The organism is Actinoplanes sp. CA-030573, from assembly GCF_050951115.1.
GTDB lineage: Bacteria > Actinomycetota > Actinomycetes > Mycobacteriales > Micromonosporaceae > Actinoplanes.
Genome location: NZ_CP192038.1, coordinates 4664966 through 4683006 on the forward strand (window position 1 = coordinate 4664966; position 18041 = coordinate 4683006).

Genomic DNA, 18041 nt, shown 5'->3' on the forward strand with positions numbered 1-18041 from the left:
GCTCCGGCAAGAGTTTGTACGCCCGGCGCACGTTACCGCGATCTTCGTCGATCCGGAACGGGCGTGGCCGGCCGGGAGCGGTGAGCTCGCGTGGCGGTGGAGCCGATCCACTACGCTGCCGCCGTGTTCTCCGACGACGTGGACGCCGACCTGGCGAAGATGGCGGGTGACCCCCGCTTCCCGCACCGCGAGACGGCGCAGCACGCCGTCCGCTTCCGCGCCGAGGGCGCCGTGGCCGACCTGGTCGCGGTCCAGGACGACGCGCATCCCTGCGGCATGACCGACGTCATCTTCGCGATGGCCGGCTCCCAGCGGCCCTGGCTCAACTGGGTGCCGATGCCGAGCGAGGCGATCGCCAACGTCGCCGACGAGGTCGCCCGCCGCCGGGCGAAGGGTGAGCAGCTCGACGTCACCCGCCTCGGCCTGTCCACGGCGGAGCCGCCCAGCGCGATGGTCGCCTGCCGCCGGGTGATCGGCCCGCTCGCCGTCGACATCAACATGTTCCCGGCCCCCGACATCCGGCTGCCGGTGCGCGAGGTGCGGTACGGGGTGTGGCGCTACGACGGCACCGAGCCGGTGGCCGCCGTCCCGGCCCCGTCCGGCGCCGCCATCCAGACGCTGCACGAGGTCGCCGGCGAGCCCTGGCCGTCGCCGCTCTCCGGCTACGTCCAGGCGGCGCCGCTGGGCGAGCTGCCGCTCAGCGACCTGCTCGGCCTGCTGGCGCACCTGCCCGCGCCGCCGGCCACGCCGCGCTGGCAGCACCTGGCCACGACCACGCCGACCTACTGGTACCGCCTGATGCAGCCGTGGGTGTGCCTGGGCATCCTGCACCACAACGCGTTCGAGCCGTGGCTGGTCTCGACCCGGCGCGAGGTGCTGATGGACCTGGCCTTCGGCGTCGAGGACTGGGTCTGCGACGCGGCCCTGTTCGCCCTGGTGACCACGGCCTACCGCGAACCCGACCAGCGCGAGGAGGTGCGGGCCCTGGTCCGCGCCCGCCTCGACGCGGCGATGAGCGCGCCCCGGCTGGTGACCATCGAGGAGTCGCTGGCCCGGCTCATGCTGGTCACGCCCGGGTGCACGGCCGACGACCACGCCGCCGCCTCGTCGGTGCTGGCCCGGGCCGCCCGCGCCGCCGAGCCGGAGCCGGACGCCGATGACGAGGGTGCGGGCGACGGTGAGGGCGGGGCCGGGCAGCCGGCCCGCAAGCGCCGCTGGTGGCGCCACCGCGGATAGGGACGGTGCTGCGGCGCCATGCCCCGGTCCCGCACTGCCGGGGCATGGCGCCGCATGTGGTGCCGAATCAGGTCGCGGGGGTCGAGCCCGGCGGGACGATCATGCTGGGACGCTAGTCGCCCGCGTGCGCGCGGACCGTCGGCCGTCCGGTGCGCGAACGATGACCCTTCGCCCGGTGTTCGGTGCCGCACCGCGTCCTGTTCCCGCGTCTGCCGCGCGCCCCACGATGCCGCCGGCCGCCCGGGGCGGGCCCCGAGCCGGGCCGCGGTGCTGGATCTTCTCGGCTAGGGTGCCCCCTGGAGAACGAACGGGGGAGGAAGCGATGGTCAGTGAGGCGACGCAGGAGTGGTTCCGGGGCCTGGTCCGCGACACGCAGCAACGGTTCGGCGACCTGGCCCGGCTGCAGGACGAGCCGGACCGGTTCCGCTGCCGGATCGAGCGGGACGGCGTGACGGTCACGATGGCGCCCGGCGGCAGCCTGGTCGATCTGTCGCTGGCACCGTCCGCGATGCGGCTCGACCCGGCCGAGCTCGCCGCGATCATCGTGCGGGCCCAGCGCGAGGGCACGACCGAGGCCAACCGGCGGTACGCGGCGGCGGTCGACGAGGCCACCGGGCGCGCGTTCGACGTCTCGTCGCTGGTCGAGCGGCGTTTGGACACTCGCACGCTGCGCGACGTGTCCGGCGATGAGCCATCGGACATCTCCGGGGCTGGTGGGCGGGGCGGTTGGATGGTCGAGGAGACGACCCGATGAGCGACGAGCTCCACGTCCAGGCCGAGCGGCTGCGGCAGAGCCGGGCCTTCCAGCAGGAGCAGGCGGCGAAGGTCTCGGAGCTGGCGTGCCAGGTGCGCACGGCGGCCACGGTCGGCAACGCGTTCGGCAAGGTCGGGCAGATGGCGGGCCTCGAGTCGTCCTATCTGACCTGGGTGGACGGGGAGGCGAGCTCGATGGAGGAGCTGACCCGCATGCTCACCGACCTCGGCGACGCGCTGTCGTTCACCGCCGACGACTACGACGGGGTCGACTCGGTCGCGGCCGAGCGCGTCACCAGGTCGTACCGGAGCGGCTCGTGAGCGGCAGCAGCGTCGTCAGCGGCTACCAGAACGTGCGGGACACGGCCGGCGCGGTCCTGAGCCCGATGGGCGAGGCCATGAACAACGGCCTCGACTGGCTGCTGACGCCGATCGTCTGGCCGTTGCTGCAGCTGTTCGAGCAGGCCGTCGGCGACCCCGACCAGCTCGACCACCACGCCGGCACCTGGAACGCGACCGCCCGGGCGCTGCGTGACGTGGCGGCGGCGCAGCGGGCCGACCTCGACTCGCTGATGGGGCAGTGGCACGGGGCGGCGGCCGAGGCGTACGCGGCCCGGATCCTGGGTTTGGCCCGGGGTCTCGAGGACGCGGCGGAGGAGATGGCCAAGACCGCCGACAGCCTCGGCGACAGCGCCATGGACCTGCGCAACGTCGAAGAGATGATCAAGACGATCGTCCGCGAGCTGGTCGAGTGGCTGGTCATCACCTGGCTGGCGGCGCAGGCGCTGGCGATCGTCACGGCCGGCGCCTCCGAGGCCGCGGCCGCCGCCGCCTCGGCCGCCGAGACCGGCATCGCGGTCACCCGCGCCACCCGCCTGCTCGCCCAGCTGCACCGGGCGCTCGAAGCGTACAAGGCGTTCATGGAGGCGCTCAAGGCCCTCGGCACGATGGGCAAGCTGGCGGCCTGGACGCTGAACAAGATGTTCGGCCCCAAGCACTGGATCAAGATGGGTATCGAGGCCACCACCGGCCTCGACGGCTCGATCTTCGGCGAGACCCGGCAGGACGCCACCGACCTGGTGATGGACGCGGCCGCCGACGAGTACGACGATCGCCGCACCGGCGACGACGGCGACCGGAGCCGCTTCCGTGACGCGCTCAGCGGCGTGGTCGACCCGATCGCGGACCGCGTGCCATGACCGATCCCGTCGCCCGCAAGTACGCCGAGCTCCGGGCTCGCATCGGCGAGCACCTGCGGCCCGGGGAGGCGTTCGCGGCCGCCATCTGGGTCACCCGCGCCACGTCACGCCCGTCGGCCGGCGAGGTCGCCCGGCGTGAGCTCGGCCCCCGGCAGCTGCTGGAGTCGATCGCGGGCGAGGCGGTCGGCATCGAGCAGGCGTCCACCGGCCCCGACTCGTACGGCGAGGATCGCGGTCCGCGGCCCGGCAGCCTCGCCGCCCAGCTCGACGCCTTCGTCAGCCAGCCCACCATCGCCCGCGCGCTGGCCCTGACCGACTCCCGCCTGATCGCCTTCGAGAAGACGGCCGTGATCCGCCCGCGCCGGTCCCTGCTCCAGAAGGCCGCCGATTTCGCGAAGAACCGCCCGAACGACGAGCCGCTCGGGCCGCTCGCCCCCCGCTGGGAGTGCCCACGTCGCGCCCTGATCGCCGCCTCCCTCCACGGCGGCCGCATCCACCTGTCCTTCGGTGACGGCTCGACGTTGCCGCTGGTCACCCCGGAGGCCCTGGCCCACCACTTCGCGGCGGCGGTCTAGAGCACTGGTCCGATCGACCTCTGCTGCACGCCCGAAGAGCGTACGCTCCGGAGAATGCACCGAAGATCGTCGATCCATTGGCGCTTCCGATCCGTATCCCGGGTGAGAACGCTGGGCGGAGGTGCCGCGATGCCGGACAGGCTGCATTCCCGAAGCGGGCCGGAGGTCCCGCCGGACGCCGCCGCGCCCCCGCCCGTGATCGACGAGCCGACCCAGAAGATGCACATCGTCTGGGCTCCGCCGACCCGGGTCGCGGCCCGCGCCGTCCTGGTCTACGAGCAGTCGCCGCGCAAGCCGTGGCGGCTGTGGGCGTTCACCGCCGTCCTGGTGGCGCTGACGATCGGCGTCGTGCTCGGCCAGGCCGAGGCGTTCCAGCCGGTCTACCGGGGCTCGACCGCCCAGGCCGCGGTGGTCCCCGCACCGGCCACGCCGGCCACGCCGTCCCTGCCGGCGCCGGTCGTGGCCGGCCCGGTCACCGCCCCCCTCGGCACCGCCAAGGCGCTGACCTTCGAGGTCGCCGGCCGGGCGTCGGTCGTGCACATCGCCGCCGCCGACCTCGGGGCCCAGCTCTACTCGATCGTCTCGACCGACCCCACCATCGCGCCCCGCGTCACCGACACCGGGCGGGGCCCGCGCCTCGACCTCGACCGCGCCGGCGCCGAGATCCGGCTGTCGACCAAGGTCGCCTGGACGATCCGGCTCACCGCCGGCGCCTCCGACCAGGACGTCGACATGACCGCCGGCGGCCTGGCCGGCATCCAGCTGGCCGGCCCCACCGCCCGCGCCGCGCTGCGTCTGCCGGTGCCCGAGGGCACGGTCAAGGTCGCGGTCACCGGCGCGGTCAGCGAGCTGCGCCTGCTCACCACCGCGCCGGTCCGGCTCACGCTGGGCAAGGGCGCCGACGTCGCGGTCACCGCCGCCCGGACCCGGCGCAAGGTCGAGCCGGGCACGACCCTCACCCCGAGCGGGTGGAAGAAGGCCAAGCGGCGGTACGACGTGACGACCGCGGCCGCCGTCGGATCGGTGTCGGTGCCGGCCACACCGTGATCTAGACCGTGAACCGCCCGACGATCGCGCGCAGGTCGCCGGACATCTCCGCGAGCCGGCCCGCGGCCCGGTTCGCCTCGCCCACGCCGACGGTCGTGAGCTGCACCGACGACGCCACGTCGGTGATCGTCGAGGCGACCTCACGCCCGGCCGTGGCCGCCTCGGCCACGTTGCGGCTCATCTCGTTGGTGGTCACCGTCTGCTCCTCGACCGCCGACGCGATCGTGGTCTGGAAGTCGTTGATCTGCCGGATGATCTCGCTGATCTCGTCGATCGCGGCCACCGCGCCGGCCGTGTCGGCCTGGATCGCCGCGATCCGCTGCCCGATGTCCTCGGTCGCCTTCGCCGTCTCCTGAGCCAGGTCCTTGACCTCGGAGGCGACCACCGCGAAGCCCTTGCCCATCTCGCCGGCGCGGGCCGCCTCGATGGTCGCGTTCAGCGCCAGCAGGTTGGTCTGCTCGGCGATCGCGGTGATCACCTTGATCACGTTGCCGACCTCGGCCGACGAGTCGCCGAGCTTGCCCATCACCGCGTTCGTGGTCGAGGTGACATCGACGGCCCGGGCCGCGACCTGGGCGGCCTGGGTGGCGCTGTGGCTGATCTCCCGGATCGACGCACCCATCTCCTCGGCCCCGGCCGCCACCGTCTCGATGTTCGCCGACATGATCGACGCCGAGTCGGCGACGGTGGCGGCCTGGGCCGCGCCGGTCTCGGCGCTGCGCGTGCTGTCCCGGCTGGTGTCGGCGAGCGAGCCGGCCGCGGCGCTCAGCTCGGTGGCGTGGTGGGCCAGGTCGCCGACCGTCGTCCGCAGCGTGGTGGTCGCGCGCCGCAGGCCGTCGGCCATCCGGCCGAGCTCGTCCCGCTGGCTGACGTCGGCGGAGTGGGTGAGGTCGCCGTCGGCCATCGCGTCGAGCACGGCCGAGATCCGGTGCAGCGGCACGACGATCATGCGGGCCACGACCAGGGCCAGGCCGATCCCCAGCGCGAGCGCGATGGCCAGCGCGACGACCACCATCGCGCGGGTGTGCCGGACCGTCGCGTCGAAGCTCGGCCCGTCCATCAGCGCCCGGTTGGCCCGGTCGATCTCGTTGCCGATCGCCGTCTCGTACGTCTTGCGCAGGTCCCGGTTGGCGTTCATGGCGGCGTCGACCGCCGCCTTGGGGTTCGTCTTGTACGTCGTGAACTCGGTGTCGAGCGCCGCGAACCAGGCGTCCGTAGCGCTCTTGATCTTGTCGATCGCCGCCTGCTCGGCCGGGTTGCCCAGCGCCCGGGCCGCGGCCAGGCTGTCGTCGACCTTCTTCTGCCGGCCGAGCGCCTCGTCCCGGAACTTGGTGTCGCCGTCGATCAGGAAGCCGCGCTCGTCGTTGGCGGCCGCCTTCGCGGTCAGCGCGGCCGTGTTGAGGCTGGTGATGTACGGAACGCCTTGACGGATCTCGGTGTTGCGTGTGGCGCGCATCCCGGCGATGCCGGCCAGCGCGAGCGTCCCGGTGACCAGCGTGCCCGCGATCGCCACGCCCGCGACGGCGAGGATCTTCCAGGACACCTTGCGGTCCCTTACCCAGCTTCCTGCTCCCATGTCCGGAATATCGTCCGGCGTCCGCGGCCGGCTTAGCGCGGGACCACGATCACCATCGATACATGGCACCATGACGGCTGGTCCTGCATCCACACCGTTCGATTTCCGGAAGGATGAGACATGACCGTACGCCGCCTCGCCGCCATCGGTGGCGCCGCGCTCCTGCTCACCGCCCTCGTCGCCGCCCCGGCCGCCGCCTCCGGCTCCGCCGCCCGGGTCTCGTGGTCGCCCTGCACCGAAGAAGAGCTCACCGGGTTCGGCTGCGCCACCTACGAGGTGCCGCTCGACTACGACAAGCCGCACGGCCCGACCACCACGATCGCGCTCGCGCGGCGCCCGGCCGGCGACCCGGCCCACAAGATCGGCACCATCTTCGTCAACCCCGGCGGCCCGGGCGGTCCCGGCCGCGGCATGGTGACCGTCGCCGACCAGATCGTCGCGCCCGACGTGCTGGCCCGCTTCGACATCGTCGGCTTCGACCCGCGCGGCATCGGCGCCAGCGACCCGGTCGAGTGCTTCGCCACCGACGCCGAGGCCGAGGCGCTCTACGCCCGGATGAAGATCGTCCCGATCAGCAAGACCGACGTGTGGAGCACGATCCGGGCCAACCTCGAGTACACGAAGGGCTGCGTCGCCCACGCCGGCCCGCTGCTCGAGCACATGAGCACGCTGAACGTCGCCAAGGACCTCGACCGGCTGCGCCAGGGCGTCGGCGATGCCAAGCTCAACTACATCGGTTACTCGTACGGGACATTGATCGGCGCCACCTACGCCAACCTGTTCCCGTCGAAGGTCCGTGCGGTGATCATCGATGGCAACGTCGATCCCGACCAGCGCACCAACCACCGGCTCGCCAACAAGTTCGAGCGGGCCGGCGGCTTCGAGCTCGTCCTGTCGGCCTTCCTGCGCGAGTGCGACAAGGCCGCCACCAGCTGCGCCTTCGCCGGCCACGCCCGGGCCAGGTTCGACCGGCTGCGCGACCGGCTCCGGCAGGGCCCGGCCGAGGTGCCCGACCTCGGCGGCACGGTGACGATCGACGACCTGACCAACTTCATCACCGGCAGCATGTACGACGTCGCCCAGTGGCCGGACACGGCGGCCGTGCTCCGGATCGCCTACGACACCATCTTCGGCGGCGCGACCGCGTCCACCCTGGCCGCCCGTGAGCTGCCCAAGTCCAGGCCCGGCCCGGGTTGGTCGCCGGACGCGTACTCGTACAACGGCAACGACTCGTTCCTGGCCGTGAACTGCGCCGACGCCCCGCTGCCGCGCAACCCCGCGCTGTACCCGGCGATCGGCGCCGCCTTCGAGAAGGCGCATCCCACGTTCGGCCGGGCCGAGGCGTTCAGCGAGGTGGCGTGCGCCAACTGGCCGCGCATCGCCGAGCGCTACCACGGGCCGTGGAACAACCGGACGGCCCGGACCGTGCTGGTGGTCAACCCGACCTACGACCCGGCCACCCGCTACGACTTCGCCGTGCGGATGACCCGCGAGCTGGGCAACGCGCGCCTGCTCACGCTGGACGGCTACGGCCACACCACCCGCTACAGCGCGTGCATCACCGGCTGGTACAGCAGGTACCTGCTGCGGGGCGCCCTGCCACCGGCCGGCACCCGCTGTGCCCAGGACCTCGCCCCGTTCCCGGCGTCCTAGGGTCTCGTCGCGAGGGCCGGCATCCGCGTCACGGGTGCCGGCCGTCGCGTCCGCGCGGGCCGTCACGGTGCCGGCCGTCGCGTCCGCGCGGGCCGTCACGGTGCCGGCCGTCGCGTCCGCGCGGGCCGGTGTCTGCTCGCGGCCGGCGTCGATCGCGCCTGCTCCACCCCACCCCGTTCACTGGGTGGGGTGACTTTACGGCCCGCCTACGACATTTTCCGGCGGGCTGTCCACAAGCTCGGCCCGCAGCTCGTTCTGGGCGACGTAGAGGGTCTCGGCCGCGAAGCCGGCGATGTCGCCCAGGCCGCGGCGGTCGATGGCCCAGCCGGCGGTCTCGCTCTTCTCCGGCCGCTGCAGCGACTGCGACGAGAGGAAGCGCCGGAACTCGCGCCCGATCTCGTCGGTGCGGCTCGCCGACCGGCGGTCGGCCCGGCGCGCCACCGCCCGGAAGGCGCGGGGGATGACGATGAGGCGGTCGCTTTCCGGGAAGCGTACGGACTCGAAGTCCATGCCGTGGAACTCCGTGTCCCGCAGATCGTCCGAGGCGAACTCCACGTCGCGGAAGGCGTCGCCGCGCTCGCCCGGCGCGAACTCGCGGAGGGCCGCGCCGCGGTCGCCCGGCGCGCGCTCCTCGTCGCGGAAGACGTCCCGGGGCGCGGCCAGGAACTGGCAGTCGCGCACCGGCCCGGTGAAGCGGCACTCCTCGAACGAGCAGGCCCGGAACTCCGCCTTCGCGAGACGGGGAAAGGTGCAGCGGACGAACGTCGTGCGCTCGGCGGTGACGTGGTTCGCCCGCGCGCCGGTCAGGTCGACGCCCTCCCAGTGGCCGTCGGCGATGAGCAGGTCGTTCGCCTTGGCGCCGGTCATCGAGCAACCGGTCACCGACCCGCCGGCCAGGACGGTGCCCGAGAGGTCGGCCCCGTCGAGCCGGCAGCCGGTCAGCTCGGTGTGCTCGATCAGCGCCTGGAACAGCCACGCCCGCCGCAGGTCGAGCCCGGCGAGCCGGGCGTCGCCGGTGATCAGGCCGCCGCCGGGCAGCTCGCGCAGGTCGGGCCGCCCCTCGACCACGGGCAGCGCGAGCCCGGCGAGGTCGCCGTCGTCGGCGAGCCGGCGGAGCACCTGGCGGGCCAGGGCGGCGCCCTCGGCGGTGAGCCAGCGTCCGGTCGTCACGCCGTCATCGTGCCCGACCGGGGGCAACGGGCGGCGAAAAGACGGGCGGCAGGCGGTGAAAGGCGGGCGGTGAAACGCGGGCGGCGAAAGGCGAGCGGCAGGCGGCGAAAGACAGGCGGCGTCAGCGGAAGCGGGCCACCGAAACCGCGGGCGCCGGCTCCTCGCTCCCGGTCACGGTGGCGGCGGCCAGGCGGCCCAGGGCCGGCGCCGCCTGGATGCCGAAGCCGCCCTGGCCGGCCAGCCAGAACAGCCGGGGCGCGGCCGGGTCGGCGCCGACCACCGGCTCGCGGTCGGGGGCGAACGTGCGCAGCCCGGCCCAGGCCGTCTGCACCGAGCGCAGCCCCAGCGTGGTCGCCTCGTTCACCCGGTCGATCGCCAGCGCCACGTCGAGCTCGGCGGGACGGGCGTCGCACGGCTCGCTCGGGGTCTCGTCGGCCGGCGAGACCAGCACGCCGGCGCCCTCGGGACGGAAGTAGAACGTCTCGCCCACGTCGGCGACGATCGGCCAGGCCCGGTCGACGCCCTCGCAGCGGGCCACCGCGGCCGTGCGGCGCAGCGGGCGCAGGCCCACCGGCGGCACGCCGAGCGCGACCGCGACCTCGTCGGCCCAGGCGCCGGCCGCGTTCACCACCGAGGTCGCCGTCACCGGGCCGGCCGAGGTGGCCAGCTCCCAGCGCTCGCCGTCGAACTTCCCGGCCGACACCACGGCGTTGGTGCGGACCTCGGCGCCGCGGCGGCGGGCGCCGCCCAGATAGTGCTGGTGCAGGCCGAGCACGTCGATCTCGCGGGCGCCGGTCTCCAGCAGCGCGCCCGCGCACCAGCCGGGGCGCAGCGCGGAGTAGTGTTCCGCGGCGGTCACCCGGGCCAGCGCCGGCTGCGCCGCCGCCATCGCCTCGAGCCGGGGCATCTGGGCGGGCGGGGCCACCCACAGCATCGGCCGCGGGGCCTGCAGCGTGCCGGTCCGCTCGAGCACCGCACGGCTCTCCGCGGTCAGCCGCCGGACGTCGGGGCTGCCGTAGCTCTCCAGGAACATCGCGGCCGAGCGGCCGGTCGTGTGGTACGCGGGCTGGGACTCCCGCTCGAGCAGCAGCACCGTGTGGCCGGCCGCCAGCTCGTACGCCACCGAGACCCCGGCCATGCCGGCCCCGACGACCGCGACGTCAGCCCGCATGGGCAGTCCTCTCCGGCAGCAGCGCGTCGGCGAACCGGCACCACTGCCCCCACATGTCGATCGCCGGGTCGCGCAGCCAGTTGAGCTGCACGCCGTCCATGAACGAGTAGACCGCGACGGCCAGCTCCACGCTGCCGAGCACGGACGCCAGCCGCGCGGTGCCGGTCCGCAGCCGCGACGCGAAGTAGCCGTGCGCCGGATGCGCCGGGTCGAGCGCCTCGGCCGCCAGCACCGTGTAGAGCCGCACGATCTCGGGCTGGGCCAGGTTACGCCGGACCAGCGCGTCCAGCAGCTCGCGGGGCGAGGAGAACGCGGGATCGAAGACGGCGGCGTTGTCCCGCTCGTCGCGTTGCGCCAGCACGTCCAGCAGCAGCTGCTCCTTGGAGCCGACGTGGTGCAGCACCCCGGCCCGGGTCAGCCCGGTGGCCTCGGCCAGCGCCGAGATCGAGAAGCGGTGGTAGCCGATCCGCGCGATCAGCGCCGTGGCCTCGTCGACCAGTTGCGCCCGACGCGTCTCGGCCGTCAGGCGGATGCGTTTGCCCGGCACCGGACCTCCTTGCCTCCTCCGGATCAACCAGCCTAGACTCCGCACTACCTACACTAGTGTCAGTAAGGAAGTGGACGTGAACGCCTTCCAGGACGCCGTGGACCGCATCAAAGCGGGTGCCGACACCGACGCCGAGGCCGGCGACCTGCTCGCCCAGCTCACGCCGGACGAGAAGCTCTGGCTGCTGGACGGCGACGCCGACTTCTGGCCGGGCATGGCCGAGATGGCGGCCGGCTACAACCTGAAGCCGATCCTGATGGGCGCCGTCGACCGGCTCGGCATCCCCGGGTTGCGCTTCAGCGACGGCCCGCGCGGCGTCGTGATGGGCAGCTCGACCGCGTTCCCGGTCTCCATGGCCCGGGGCGCGACCTGGGACGTCGGCCTCGAGGAGCGCGTCGGCCTGGCCATCGGGCGGGAGATGCGCGCCCAGGGCGCGAACTTCTTCGGCGGCGTCTGCGTCAACCTTCCGCGCCATCCGGCGTGGGGCCGGGTGCAGGAGACGTACGGCGAGGATCCCGTCCTTCTCGGCGAGTTCGGCGCGGCCCTGACCCGTGGGGTGCGGCGCAACGCCATGGCCGTGGTCAAGCACTACGCCCTCAACAGCATGGAGAACGCCCGCTTCCACGTCGACGTGACGGCCGACGACGCCACCCTGCACGAGGTCTACCTGCCGCACTTCCGCCGGGTGCTGGAGGAGGGCGCGGACGGCGTGATGACCGCGTACAACTCGGTGAACGGCGAGTGGGCCGGCCAGAACGAGCACCTCATGGAGGGGATCCTGCGCTCGTTGTGGGGCTTCGAGGGCGTGACCGTCTCGGACTTCATCTTCGGCCTGCGCGACGCCGGGCTCTCCCTGCGGGCCGGGCTCGACGTCGAGGAGCCGTTCCGCCAGCAGCGCGGCCAGCACCTGCCCGCCTCGCTGGAGTCGGGCGAGACCTCGTGGGAGCACGTGGACCGGGCGGCCCGCCGGATCCTGCGCACCCAGCTGGCGCACTGCGCCTCCGACCGGGAGGAGGCGCCGGCCCCGGACGTCGTGTTCAGCCCCGGGCACCGGGCGCTGGCCCGCGAGGTGGCCCGGACGTCGATGGTGCTGCTGAAGAACGACGGCGGCGTGCTGCCGCTGCGCGCGAGCGATCTGTCCCACGTCGCGGTCATCGGGCGACTGTCCGATGTGGCCAACACCGGCGACCATGGCTCGTCCGACGTGCGGTCCCCGGAGGTGGTCACGGCACTGGCGGGTCTCACGGCGGCACTTGGCGGCGTACGGCTGACGCATGTGCCCCAGGACGACGCGCAAGCCGCCGCGGAAGGCGCGCGGGACGCGGACGCCGCGATCGTGGTGGTCGGCTACACGGCGGTCGACGAGGGTGAGTATCTCGGTGCCGACTCGATGGCCGACCCGGCGTTGCGGGCGCTGTTCCCGCCGCTGCCGCCGGGCGCCACCGATGTGTTCGAGGCGGCGTCCACATTGGGCATCCCCGGCGGCGGCGACCGGGCCTCGCTGCGGCTGCGGCCGGTCGACGCCGAGATCATCCGGGCGGTGGCCGCGGTCAACCCCCGGACGGTCGTGGTCATCGTGACGGCGGGCGCGGTCATCACCGAGGAGTGGCGCTCGGCGGTGCCGGCCGTGCTGCTCGGCTGGTACAGCGGCGCCGAGGGCGGCCACGCGCTGGCCGACGTGCTGCTCGGGCGGGTCGACGCGAGCGGCCGGCTGCCGTACTCGATCCCGGTCAGCGAGGAGCACCTGCCGTACTTCGACCGGACCGCGCGGCAGATCACCTACGACCGCTGGCACGGGCAGCGGCTGCTCGACCGCGACGGCATCGCGCCCGCGTTCCCGCTCGGCTTCGGGCTCTCGTACACCAGCTTCGCCTTCGCCGATCTCGCCCTGTCCCCGGTGGAGGGCGAGTCGTTCACGGCGACGGTCCGGGTGACCAACACCGGCGCGCGCGCCGGGCGGCACGTCGTCCAGCTGTACGGGACGACGACCGCCCCCGACTTCCCGGCGCGTGTCCTGGTCGGCTTCGCCGCCGTCGAGCTGGACGCCGGCGCCTCGGCCACGGTCACCGTGACCGGATCGACCCGGCCGTTGATGCGCTGGACCGACAAGGGCTTCACCCCGGCGCAGGCCGTCGTCACGGTCGAGGCCGCCGCCTGGTCGGGCGATCCGGGCGCGCTGACCGCCACGCTCGCCCTGACCGGCGACTGACGGTCAGGGCTCCAGCATCTCGACGACCGTGCCCGAGGCGCCGCGCCGGACGAGGTCCAGGACCACGCCGGCGATCTCGGACGGCGGGATCAGCGGCAGCCGGTCGGCCGGGTCCATCCGCGCCTGCTCGGCGTGCGCCCGGTCGAGCCCGATCCAGCCCGGCACGACGCACATGACGCGGACGCCGTGGCTTCGCGCGAGGCCGGCCGCGCTCGTGGTGAAGCGGATCAGGCCGGCCTTGGCCGCGCCGTACTCGGGCGAGCCGTACGGTTCGGCGCCGACGCCCGCGCTGGAGGCAATGTTGACGATCGCCCCGCCGCCGGCCGCGCGCATCGGCTCCAGCATCAGCTGGCCGAGCCGCATCGGCGCGGTCAGATTCAGGGCGAGCGTCGCCGTCCACTCGTCGGCCGGCGCCTCCGGATACTGCCGGCGTGGGCTCCAGCCGCCGGCGTTGTTGACCAGGACGCTCGGATCGCCGAGCTCGCACGCGGCCGTCACGATCCGGTCGAGGTCGCCCGGTTCGCGCACGTCCGCCGCCACCGCCCGGGCCGCCGGCCCGATCGCCCGGGCGCACGCCTCGGCGGCTCGCCCGTCCACATCGGCGATCACGACCCGGTATCCGTTCCCGGCGAGCAACGATGCGATGTGGCGGCCGAGCCCGCTGCCGGAGCCGGTGACCACCGCGGTGGGAGCCATGGCGATCCTGTACCCCGCGGGCGGCCCTCATCCACACCCCGCTTCGACGGTGCCTCTGCGGGGCGGGCGTGGGGTTAACCCGACCCTGACCACGGGGGGCTGCAGGATCGAAACGCATCGACCATCTTCGTACGGTCAAGGCTCCCGATTTTGACGAGGAGAACCCTGACATGCGCAGACACCTCGTGGTCGCCGCGGTCATCGTGTCGCTGGTCGGCGGCATGGCCGCACCGGCCGCCGCCGCGACCGGCCCCGGCCGCCACCACCAGCTCCAGCAGGCGGCCGACGACCTGCACGCGCTCGGCATCACCGGCGTCCAGGGAGTCACCCGGATCGACGGCGTGACGACCCGGGCCCGTGCCGGCGTCGGCGACCTGGCCCGCGGCACGCCGGTCCCGCTCGGCGGCCACTTCCGGATGGGCAGCAACACCAAGACCTTCGTCGCCGTCGTCGCCCTGCAGCTGGTGGGGGAGGGCAGGCTGTCCCTCGAGGACACCGTCGACCACTGGCTGCCCGGCGTCGTCACCGGCAACGGCAACGACGGCCGGCACATCACCGTTCGCAACCTGCTGCAGCACACCAGCGGCCTCTACAGCTACACCAACGACCTGTCCGGCCTGGCGTCCTACGAGGGTTACCTCCGGCACCGCCTCGACCACTACGACGCCGCCGACCTGGTGGCACTGGCCATGAAGCACCCGCCGAACTTCGCGCCCGGCACCCACTGGGACTACTCGAACACCAACTACATCCTGGCCGGCATGATCATCGAACGGGTGACCGGCCGCCCGTGGGCCACCGAGGTGCGCGACCGCATCGTCCGCCCGCTCGGCCTGCGCGACACCTCGGCCCCCGGCGACCGGGCGACGCTGCCGAACCCGCACGCCGAGGGCTACCAGCAGTGGGCGCCGGACGGCCCGCTGTACGACACGACACTGTTCAACACCACCGCCGCCGACGCCGCCGGCAGCCTGGTCACCACGCCGGCCGACCTCGCCCGCTTCTGGCAGGCGCTGCAGCGCGGCCAGTTGCTGCGGCCGCGCCAGATGGCCCAGATGCACACGACCGTCCTGGCCGAGACCTTCCAGGACGCACTGCCCGGCGCCCGCTACGGCCTGGGCATCACGTTCCTGCCCAACCGCTGCGGCGGGTACTGGGGCCACGGCGGCGACGTCCCGGGCATGAGCACGGCCAACGCGGTCAGCCCGGACGGTGACCGGGTGGCGGTGCTGTCGCTGACGACGGAGCTCGCCGACAGCGCGGCGGTGGAGCGCCGCACGAGCCGCTTCATGGACGACGTCATCTGCGGCTGACGCCGCTGTGCCTCCGCAACGTGGCCGTCGTCGATACGATGCCGAGGTGAAACGGCTGCTTCCGTGGCTGGTCGCCGCGCTGTTGTTCGGCCTGGCCGTGCCGGTCGGCCTGGCCGGTGTGGACGACGGCCCGTGGGGTTTCGTGCTGCCGGTCCTCGCGGTGGCGGTCGCCGCGCCGTTGTTCCTGGTGCTGCACGAGTGCGGCCATCTCCTGGCGGCGGTCGCGCTCAGACTCCGGGTGACGGGCGTGCGGATGCGGCCGCGTTCGTACGTCCGGGTCCGCCCCGGCCTCGACGGGCCCGCGCTGCCGGTGCGGTTCGTCGCGTTCTATCTCGCGGGCCCGGTGGTGGACCTGGGCCTCGCGGCCGGGTTGTCGCGCGGGGCGTTCGCGGCGGGGCCGGCTCTGCTCGGGCATTGCCTGCTGGCGTGCGCCCTGGTGGGGGTGCTCTCCGGCGTCGGCAACCTGTGGCCGCGCCGTCTGCCGGCGGGGTGGCACACCGATGGGTCGAACGCGGTCTCCTGGGCCGTTCATCCGGCCCGGGAGATGGCCGCGTTGCGGGCGGCCGAGGTTGTGCCGCGCTAGATGTGCTGACGCCAGGAGTGCTGCGGCTCGTACCCCAGCAGCCGCCGGGCCTTGTCGATGGAGAGCATGGTCTCGTGCTCGCCGAGCTCCTTGCGCACCTCCACGCCGGGGTAGACCTCGGCCGCCAGGCTCGCCGAGGAACGGCTCATCACCGTGTCGGCGTTGGCGATGATGAAGATCTCGACGCCGGTCGCCTGGTAGTCGAGCGCCTTGCGGACCGCCTGGGCGCCGTCGCGCGCGTCGATGTAGCCCCACAGGTTCCACTTGCGCAGCTGCGGGTCGGCGTCGAAGGACGGGAACTCGGCGTAGTCCTCGGGGTCCATCACGTTCGAGAAGCGCAGCCCGATCATCTTCAGCTCGGGGTTCCAGCGGCAGAACTGCGCCGCCATCGTCTCCTCGAGGTGCTTGGCCAGCGAGTAGCGGGACTCCGGCCGGGCCGGATACTCCTCGTCGACCGGGATGTACGGCGGCGGGGTGTCGAACGGCAGGCCGAGCACCGTCTCGCTGGACGCCCACACCACGTTCGTGATGCCGGCGGCCTTGGCCGCGGCGAAGACGTTGTAGGTGGCGATGATGTTGTTCTGGAACGTCGCCGCGTTGCCGGTGATGCCGGGCGCCGGGATGGCGGCCAGGTGCACCACCGCGTCGATCTTGTCGTACCGGTCGTCGATGGCGGTGAGCGCCTCGATCGTCTGACCGTAGTCGGTCAGGTCGATCCGGATGTCCGGCCGCTGCGCCGCCGCATCCAGGTTGACGACCTCGTCGCCGCTCGCCCTGAGCCCGGCGACCACGGCCCGGCCGAGCTTGCCGGTACCGCCGGTGACCGCGATCCGCATGCCTGCCTCCACATTTTCCGGTTTCCTGGGAAGACTGCCAGATCCGGGCGATGAGTTCGCGGCCGGCCGCCGGTCTGTACCGGCAACGACGAAACGAGGAGCGCGTCATGAGCTACGCCGAGGTCAACGGCATCAACCTGTACTACGAGACCCACGGCGCCGGCAGCCCGCTGGTCCTGCTCCACGGCGGCCTGGGCTCGGGCGAGATGTTCGGCGCGAACCTGGCCACGCTGGCCGCGAGCCACCAGGTGATCCTGCCCGACCTGCAGGGACACGGCCGCACGGCCGACGTCGACCGCCCGATCGACGTACGCACAATGGGCGACGACATCGCGGCGCTGATCGACCACCTCGGCCTCGACCGGCCCGACGTGGTCGGCTACTCCCTCGGCGGCGGGGTGGCCCTGCAGCTCGCCTTCCGTCATCCGGAGAAGGTCGGCCGCCTGGTCGTCGCGTCGGCCGGCATCCGCCGCGACGCCACCTACCCGGAGATCCTCGAGCAGCAGGGCCAGGTGAACGCGGCGGCGGCCGAGTTCCTCAAGGAGACGCCGATGTACGAGCTCTACCAGCGGGTCGCGCCCCGCCCCGAGGACTTCCCGCGCCTGCTCGACAAGATCGGCCGGTACATGGCCGAGGACTTCGACCTCACCGAGGAGGTACGCGCCCTGACCGTGCCCACGATGATCGTCGCCGGGGACAGCGACATGTGGCCGGTCGCGCACTTCGCCGAGGTCTTCGCCCTGCTCGGCGGCGGCCGGCGGGACGGCGGCTGGATGGGCGAGGGCCGTCCCGAGGGCGGCCACGCGCTGGCCGTCCTGCCCGGCGTCACGCACTACTCGATGGGAACGTCGCCGCTGCTGGCGGCCGTCACGCTGAGCTTCCTGGCCGAGAAGAGCTGAGACCACCGCGCCCGGCGCACGGGGGGCCGGGCGCGGTCACCAGCGGCCGCACCTGCGGCCGACGGCTACCCGCCGACGTGCTTGGTGTAGCGGCGGCACGGCACGCGGATGCCGGTGGCCACGTAGTCGAAACCGCCGTCGTCGGTCCAGCCCGACCGTTCGTAGAAGCGGCGGGCGCGGGCGTTGCCGGGTACCACCGCGAGCCAGGCCACCGGGTGACCGGAGCCGGCCACCCGGCGCTCGGCCTCGGCCAGCAGGGCGGCGGCGACGCCCGAGCCGCGGTGCCGGGCCCCGACGTACACCTGCTCGACCTCGTCGCCCCGGACCATGACGAAGCCGGCCACCGTGTCGCCCTGCTCGGCGACCGTGGTGTCGGCCACCCGGCCGGCGGCGCGGGCGGCGAAGGACTCGGGCGTACGGGCGGCGACCAGCTCCTCGGGCACCTGGCCGAGGTGGCCGTCGCGCCAGCCGGCCGCCCAGATCGACGCGACCGCCGGGGCGTCGGCGGCCCGCGCCCGGCGCAGCGTCACCGGCGCCCGGTGCGGCTCGGCGGCCCGGGCCGTGTCGCGCGTGCTCAT

18 protein-coding genes are annotated in these 18041 nt (G+C 73.6%); 11 read left to right on the plus strand and 7 right to left on the minus strand.

Annotation, left to right across the window (positions count from 1 at the left end; translation table 11 throughout):
• Positions 1 to 123 precede the first annotated feature (123 nt).
• The 6 genes from ACQP2F_RS21640 to ACQP2F_RS21665 all read left to right on the plus strand — a co-directional run bounded on the left by ACQP2F_RS21640 (position 124) and on the right by ACQP2F_RS21665 (position 4810).
• Complete coding sequence (locus ACQP2F_RS21640) at positions 124 to 1236, plus strand: hypothetical protein (RefSeq protein ID WP_433306749.1); 1113 nt, start codon at positions 124 to 126, stop codon at positions 1234 to 1236.
• Positions 1237 to 1558: 322 nt separating this feature from the next.
• Positions 1559 to 1990: a YbaB/EbfC family nucleoid-associated protein gene (locus ACQP2F_RS21645; RefSeq protein ID WP_433306751.1), complete on the plus strand. Its 432-nt coding sequence runs from the start codon at positions 1559 to 1561 to the stop codon at positions 1988 to 1990.
• Positions 1987 to 2310, plus strand: coding sequence for a type VII secretion target (locus ACQP2F_RS21650; RefSeq protein ID WP_433306752.1), 324 nt, complete (start codon positions 1987 to 1989; stop codon positions 2308 to 2310). Before ACQP2F_RS21645 ends, ACQP2F_RS21650 begins: the two co-directional genes overlap by 4 nt.
• The gene (locus ACQP2F_RS21655; RefSeq protein ID WP_433306754.1) at positions 2307 to 3188 is read left to right on the plus strand and encodes a WXG100 family type VII secretion target; all 882 of its coding nucleotides are present in this window, start codon (positions 2307 to 2309) and stop codon (positions 3186 to 3188) included. The genes ACQP2F_RS21650 and ACQP2F_RS21655 overlap by 4 nt, the downstream gene beginning before the upstream one ends.
• The gene (locus tag ACQP2F_RS21660) at positions 3185 to 3763 is read left to right on the plus strand and encodes a hypothetical protein (protein ID WP_433306756.1); all 579 of its coding nucleotides are present in this window, start codon (positions 3185 to 3187) and stop codon (positions 3761 to 3763) included. Before ACQP2F_RS21655 ends, ACQP2F_RS21660 begins: the two co-directional genes overlap by 4 nt.
• A 129-nt stretch (positions 3764 to 3892) precedes the next feature.
• Entirely contained in the window at positions 3893 to 4810 is a 918-nt protein-coding gene (locus ACQP2F_RS21665; RefSeq protein ID WP_433306758.1) for a hypothetical protein, read from the plus strand.
• A gap of 1 nt (position 4811) precedes the next feature.
• On the opposite strand, the gene ACQP2F_RS21670 is transcribed toward ACQP2F_RS21665, so the two are convergent.
• A complete protein-coding gene (locus ACQP2F_RS21670) occupies positions 4812 to 6353 on the minus strand; it encodes a methyl-accepting chemotaxis protein (RefSeq protein WP_433306759.1) in 1542 nt (513 codons plus the stop codon).
• 153 nt (positions 6354 to 6506) lie between these two features.
• Here ACQP2F_RS21670 and ACQP2F_RS21675 point away from each other — a divergent pair, with 153 nt between their 5' ends.
• Positions 6507 to 8039 (plus strand): alpha/beta hydrolase, encoded by a 1533-nt coding sequence (locus ACQP2F_RS21675; protein WP_433306761.1) that lies wholly within the window; start codon positions 6507 to 6509, stop codon positions 8037 to 8039.
• A 195-nt stretch (positions 8040 to 8234) separates the two neighbouring features.
• Here ACQP2F_RS21675 and ACQP2F_RS21680 read toward each other — a convergent pair whose 3' ends face one another.
• The 3 genes from ACQP2F_RS21680 to ACQP2F_RS21690 form a co-directional block, all read right to left on the minus strand.
• The gene (locus tag ACQP2F_RS21680; RefSeq protein ID WP_433306763.1) at positions 8235 to 9209 is read right to left on the minus strand and encodes a pentapeptide repeat-containing protein; all 975 of its coding nucleotides are present in this window, start codon (positions 9207 to 9209) and stop codon (positions 8235 to 8237) included.
• A 121-nt stretch (positions 9210 to 9330) separates the two neighbouring features.
• Complete coding sequence (locus ACQP2F_RS21685) at positions 9331 to 10380, minus strand: NAD(P)/FAD-dependent oxidoreductase (protein WP_433306765.1); 1050 nt, start codon at positions 10378 to 10380, stop codon at positions 9331 to 9333.
• Positions 10370 to 10927 (minus strand): TetR/AcrR family transcriptional regulator, encoded by a 558-nt coding sequence (locus ACQP2F_RS21690; RefSeq protein ID WP_433306767.1) that lies wholly within the window; start codon positions 10925 to 10927, stop codon positions 10370 to 10372. The genes ACQP2F_RS21685 and ACQP2F_RS21690 overlap by 11 nt, the downstream gene beginning before the upstream one ends.
• 76 nt (positions 10928 to 11003) lie before the next feature.
• On the opposite strand from ACQP2F_RS21690, the gene ACQP2F_RS21695 reads away from it, so the two are divergent.
• Positions 11004 to 13136, plus strand: a complete 2133-nt coding sequence (locus ACQP2F_RS21695; protein WP_433306769.1) for a glycoside hydrolase family 3 C-terminal domain-containing protein — start codon at positions 11004 to 11006, stop codon at positions 13134 to 13136.
• Between the two features lie 3 nt (positions 13137 to 13139).
• Here ACQP2F_RS21695 and ACQP2F_RS21700 read toward each other — a convergent pair whose 3' ends face one another.
• On the minus strand, positions 13140 to 13832 hold the full coding sequence (locus ACQP2F_RS21700; protein ID WP_433306772.1) for an SDR family NAD(P)-dependent oxidoreductase: 693 nt from the start codon (positions 13830 to 13832) through the stop codon (positions 13140 to 13142).
• 170 nt (positions 13833 to 14002) lie between these two features.
• On the opposite strand from ACQP2F_RS21700, the gene ACQP2F_RS21705 reads away from it, so the two are divergent.
• Both ACQP2F_RS21705 and ACQP2F_RS21710 read left to right on the plus strand, forming a co-directional pair.
• A complete protein-coding gene (locus ACQP2F_RS21705; RefSeq protein WP_433306774.1) occupies positions 14003 to 15145 on the plus strand; it encodes a serine hydrolase domain-containing protein in 1143 nt (380 codons plus the stop codon).
• 46 nt (positions 15146 to 15191) lie between these two features.
• Complete coding sequence (locus ACQP2F_RS21710) at positions 15192 to 15728, plus strand: hypothetical protein (protein ID WP_433306776.1); 537 nt, start codon at positions 15192 to 15194, stop codon at positions 15726 to 15728.
• On the opposite strand, the gene ACQP2F_RS21715 is transcribed toward ACQP2F_RS21710, so the two are convergent.
• A complete protein-coding gene (locus ACQP2F_RS21715; RefSeq protein WP_433306778.1) occupies positions 15725 to 16564 on the minus strand; it encodes an NAD-dependent epimerase/dehydratase family protein in 840 nt (279 codons plus the stop codon). The genes ACQP2F_RS21710 and ACQP2F_RS21715 overlap by 4 nt on opposite strands.
• Before the next feature lie 107 nt (positions 16565 to 16671).
• On the opposite strand from ACQP2F_RS21715, the gene ACQP2F_RS21720 reads away from it, so the two are divergent.
• Entirely contained in the window at positions 16672 to 17463 is a 792-nt protein-coding gene (locus ACQP2F_RS21720; protein WP_433306780.1) for an alpha/beta fold hydrolase, read from the plus strand.
• A gap of 65 nt (positions 17464 to 17528) precedes the next feature.
• Here the strand turns inward: ACQP2F_RS21720 and ACQP2F_RS21725 are convergent, their stop codons facing one another.
• Positions 17529 to 18041, minus strand: a complete 513-nt coding sequence (locus ACQP2F_RS21725) for a GNAT family N-acetyltransferase (RefSeq protein WP_433306782.1) — start codon at positions 18039 to 18041, stop codon at positions 17529 to 17531.

Excerpts from the sequence above, each read along its gene's own strand:
- ACQP2F_RS21665 (WP_433306758.1), top strand. The coding sequence starts at position 3,893 with ATGCCGGACAGGCTGCATTCCCGAAGCGGGCCGGAGGTCCCGCCGGAC.
- ACQP2F_RS21675 (WP_433306761.1), top strand. The coding sequence starts at position 6,507 with ATGACCGTACGCCGCCTCGCCGCCATCGGTGGCGCCGCGCTCCTGCTC.
- ACQP2F_RS21725 (WP_433306782.1), bottom strand. The coding sequence starts at position 18,041 with ATGAGCACGCGCGACACGGCCCGGGCCGCCGAGCCGCACCGGGCGCCG.
- ACQP2F_RS21660 (WP_433306756.1), top strand. The coding sequence starts at position 3,185 with ATGACCGATCCCGTCGCCCGCAAGTACGCCGAGCTCCGGGCTCGCATC.
- ACQP2F_RS21685 (WP_433306765.1), bottom strand. The coding sequence starts at position 10,380 with ATGCGGGCTGACGTCGCGGTCGTCGGGGCCGGCATGGCCGGGGTCTCG.
- ACQP2F_RS21720 (WP_433306780.1), top strand. The coding sequence starts at position 16,672 with ATGAGCTACGCCGAGGTCAACGGCATCAACCTGTACTACGAGACCCAC.
- ACQP2F_RS21705 (WP_433306774.1), top strand. The coding sequence starts at position 14,003 with ATGCGCAGACACCTCGTGGTCGCCGCGGTCATCGTGTCGCTGGTCGGC.
- ACQP2F_RS21700 (WP_433306772.1), bottom strand. The coding sequence starts at position 13,832 with ATGGCTCCCACCGCGGTGGTCACCGGCTCCGGCAGCGGGCTCGGCCGC.
- ACQP2F_RS21715 (WP_433306778.1), bottom strand. The coding sequence starts at position 16,564 with ATGCGGATCGCGGTCACCGGCGGTACCGGCAAGCTCGGCCGGGCCGTG.
- ACQP2F_RS21650 (WP_433306752.1), top strand. The coding sequence starts at position 1,987 with ATGAGCGACGAGCTCCACGTCCAGGCCGAGCGGCTGCGGCAGAGCCGG.
- ACQP2F_RS21645 (WP_433306751.1), top strand. The coding sequence starts at position 1,559 with ATGGTCAGTGAGGCGACGCAGGAGTGGTTCCGGGGCCTGGTCCGCGAC.